The 2762-nt window shown below is 60.4% G+C and carries 4 protein-coding genes; 2 read left to right on the top strand and 2 right to left on the bottom strand.

Annotated features, from left to right (window positions below):
* Together PK789_RS11570 and rnt are read left to right on the top strand one after the other, a co-directional pair.
* Positions 1-827: efflux RND transporter permease subunit (locus PK789_RS11570; RefSeq protein WP_324308971.1), on the top strand; the 827-nt coding region annotated here is incomplete at its 5' end.
* A gap of 77 nt (positions 828-904) precedes the next feature.
* Positions 905-1543: a ribonuclease T gene (gene rnt / locus PK789_RS11565; protein WP_324308970.1), complete on the top strand. Its 639-nt coding sequence runs from the start codon at positions 905-907 to the stop codon at positions 1541-1543.
* Positions 1544-1594: 51 nt separating this feature from the next.
* Here rnt and PK789_RS11560 read toward each other — a convergent pair whose 3' ends face one another.
* Together PK789_RS11560 and rlmB are read right to left on the bottom strand one after the other, a co-directional pair.
* Positions 1595-1864 (bottom strand): CBU_0592 family membrane protein, encoded by a 270-nt coding sequence (locus tag PK789_RS11560; protein ID WP_223628563.1) that lies wholly within the window; start codon positions 1862-1864, stop codon positions 1595-1597.
* Complete coding sequence (gene rlmB / locus PK789_RS11555; RefSeq protein ID WP_324308968.1) at positions 1864-2610, bottom strand: 23S rRNA (guanosine(2251)-2'-O)-methyltransferase RlmB; 747 nt, start codon at positions 2608-2610, stop codon at positions 1864-1866. Before rlmB ends, PK789_RS11560 begins: the two co-directional genes overlap by 1 nt.
* Positions 2611-2762: the final 152 nt, after the last annotated feature.

The following is a 2762-nucleotide window of genomic DNA, read 5'->3' as shown; positions in this document are numbered from 1 at the left end:
TCGGCGAACAATTGATCAATGTGCGCGTAGGTGTCCCTGCCGCACTCCACACACGGACAGAACTACTCCGCGACCTGCCCTTGATTGCGCCCGATGGCCATGCATTGGCGCTAGGGCAAGTTGCGAAAGTACATGTCTTGGCTGGGCAGAAGCAGCGCACGCGAGAAGACCTCGCACCATTCATCGATGTCACTGCACGCCTGCAAGGTCGCGATCTAGGTTCGGTGATGACGGATGTACGCAAGACCGTCACCGGCTTGGCACTGCCCAGTGCGATTCGCGTGGAATACGGCGGCTTGTACGCGCAACAGCGGCAAAGCTTTACCGATATGGCCATGGTGTTTTCAGCAGCACTCTTGTTGGCGGCCTTGCTACTCACCTACCTGTTTGAGCGCATTGCATGGACACTCGCCGCGGTGACCGCAGTCTTGTTGAGTGCGGCCTGCGTGTTTATCGGCTTGTGGTTGACTGGTATCGAACTGGATGTTTCTGCACTGATGGGGTTGACCATGGTCATCGGCATGGTGACCGAGCTGATCGTGTTTTATCTCTCCGAGCTTCCCGCCGGGCACGTGATCACTGCGACATCGCTCATCGAAGCCGGCGAGAAACGCCTGCGTCCGATCCTGATGTCGGCATTGATTGCAATCTTCACCTTGGCCCCATTGGCTTTGGGTGTCAGCCGTGGTGCGGGTTTGCAGCAGCCCTTGGCCACTGCCATCATTTTTGGCCTGATCGCCGCCGTCCCATTGGTACTCTTGCTGTTGCCGTCGCTACTATTGTTGTTGCAAGGCCGTGGACATTCGCCACAGGCGCATGCCAACTAAGCCTGCCGACCGTTGATATGCGGTTGATATGCGTTTGCGTGGCATCGCCTTTTCGCATGCTCTGCTAGCATTTGTGGATGACCGATACACCCCACACCCCCACCTTTCCCCCGATGGTCGAACGCTTTCGCGGCTACTTGCCGGTGGTGGTCGATGTTGAAACCGGCGGTTTTGATTGGAACAAACACGCGTTGCTGGAAATCGCCGCGGTGCCCATCGAACTCGACGAGGCCGGCAACTACATGCCAGGCGCAGTGGCGCACGCCCACATCGCGCCCGCACCCGGCACCAGCATCGACCCGAAATCATTGGAAGTGACGGGCATCAAAATTGGCCATCCATTGCGCGGTGAAGTGGACGAACGCACAGGCCTGGATGCGATCTTCGTGCCGGTGCGCGCCGCGATGAAAAAACACGCCTGCACCCGCGCCATTTTGGTCGGCCACAACGCCCACTTCGATCTCAATTTTTTGAATGCTGCGGTGGCGCGCGTTGCCCACAAGCGCAACCCGTTTCACCCGTTCAGCGTGTTTGATACCGTCACCATGGCCGGCCTGTGCTACGGCCAAACCGTGCTGGCCCGCGCAGCGATGGCCGCAGGCCTGGGCTGGGACCCCAACGAGGCGCACGGCGCGGTGTACGACACCGAACAAACCGCCAAACTGTTTTGCACGATTGCCAATGGCTGGCGCGGGCGGGATTGCAACACGCCATGAGCAAACCATGCACGGGCTCTGCTCCGAAACCAACACAACGCACACGTCGCACTAACGCGGTGGCTGCGCGCTCCGCAACTTCAGCGTGCGCATGATGCCGTAGGCGCTGATCGCCATCCATACCGCTTCCAGCACAAACACCGAGACATTGAACTTGCCCAGCAGCGACACCAATACGCCGCCGGAGCCAAACAGATTGAGCAGCTGATAGACGATGCCGGTGCCGGACAACTTGCCGGCTTGCAGCAAGAAAAACGCCACCAACACCGCCAGCGTGCCGGCGATACCCACCCAGTCGTACCACGCCAATTCTAGGGCCATCACGCGCTCCGCTGGCGTACAGCTTCAAACAGGGCCACACCGGTAGCCACCGATACATTGAGACTTTCGAAATTGCCCGGCATCGGAATCTTGACCAGTTGGTCGCAGTTGTCGCGGGTCAGGCGGCGCAGGCCGTCGCCTTCACTGCCCAGCACCAAGGCCACATTGCCCTTCAGGTCAATGGCGTAGAGCGAGGCATCGGCTTCGCCAGCCAACCCATAAATCCACACCCCGAGTTTTTGCAGTTCACGCAGGCTGCGCGAGAGATTGGTGACCGAAAAAATCGGCAGGATGTCGGCCGCACCGGCCGAGGTTTTGCGCACGGTGGCATTGATCTGCACCGCTTTGTCTTTGGGAATGATGACCGCGGTGGCACCCGCCGCTGCCGCGCTGCGCAGGCACGCGCCAAGGTTGTGCGGGTCTTGCACGCCGTCCAGCACCAGCAGCAAGGCGCGGCCTTCGGCGGCTTCGACCAAGGCGGGGAGCTCATGCTCGTCCCAGGTCCTGGCCGCCGCATAGCGCGCCGCCGCGCCCTGATGGCGCACACCACCGGCCACGCCGTCCAGCGCCTGCTGGTTGACGCGCCGCACGTCGATGTCCTTGCGCCGCGCTTCTTGTTCGATTTCGGTGATGCGCGGATTCTTGCCGCCGGCTTCCAGCAGCACTTCGCGTACATGTTCGGCGTCATGCTCCAGCGCCGACGCCACCGCGTTCAGGCCAACGATCCATTGGGTAGGTTTGCTCATGGGGATATTGTGCCTGCTCAATACTTCTGCTTCACGCGCTTGGCCGGTTTGCCGCGTTCTGGCAATGGCTTTAGCCCACCTGTGTCCTCATTTTCGACCAGCCTGAAGTCGATTTTGCGCTCTTCCAAACTGGCTTTGAGCACCACGATACG

It is taken from the genome of Thermomonas sp. (assembly GCF_035369645.1).
Classification (GTDB): Bacteria; Pseudomonadota; Gammaproteobacteria; order Xanthomonadales; family Xanthomonadaceae; genus Thermomonas.
The sequence above is the reverse complement of the archived record's forward strand: the minus strand, read 5'-3'. Positions and strand labels throughout refer to the sequence as shown.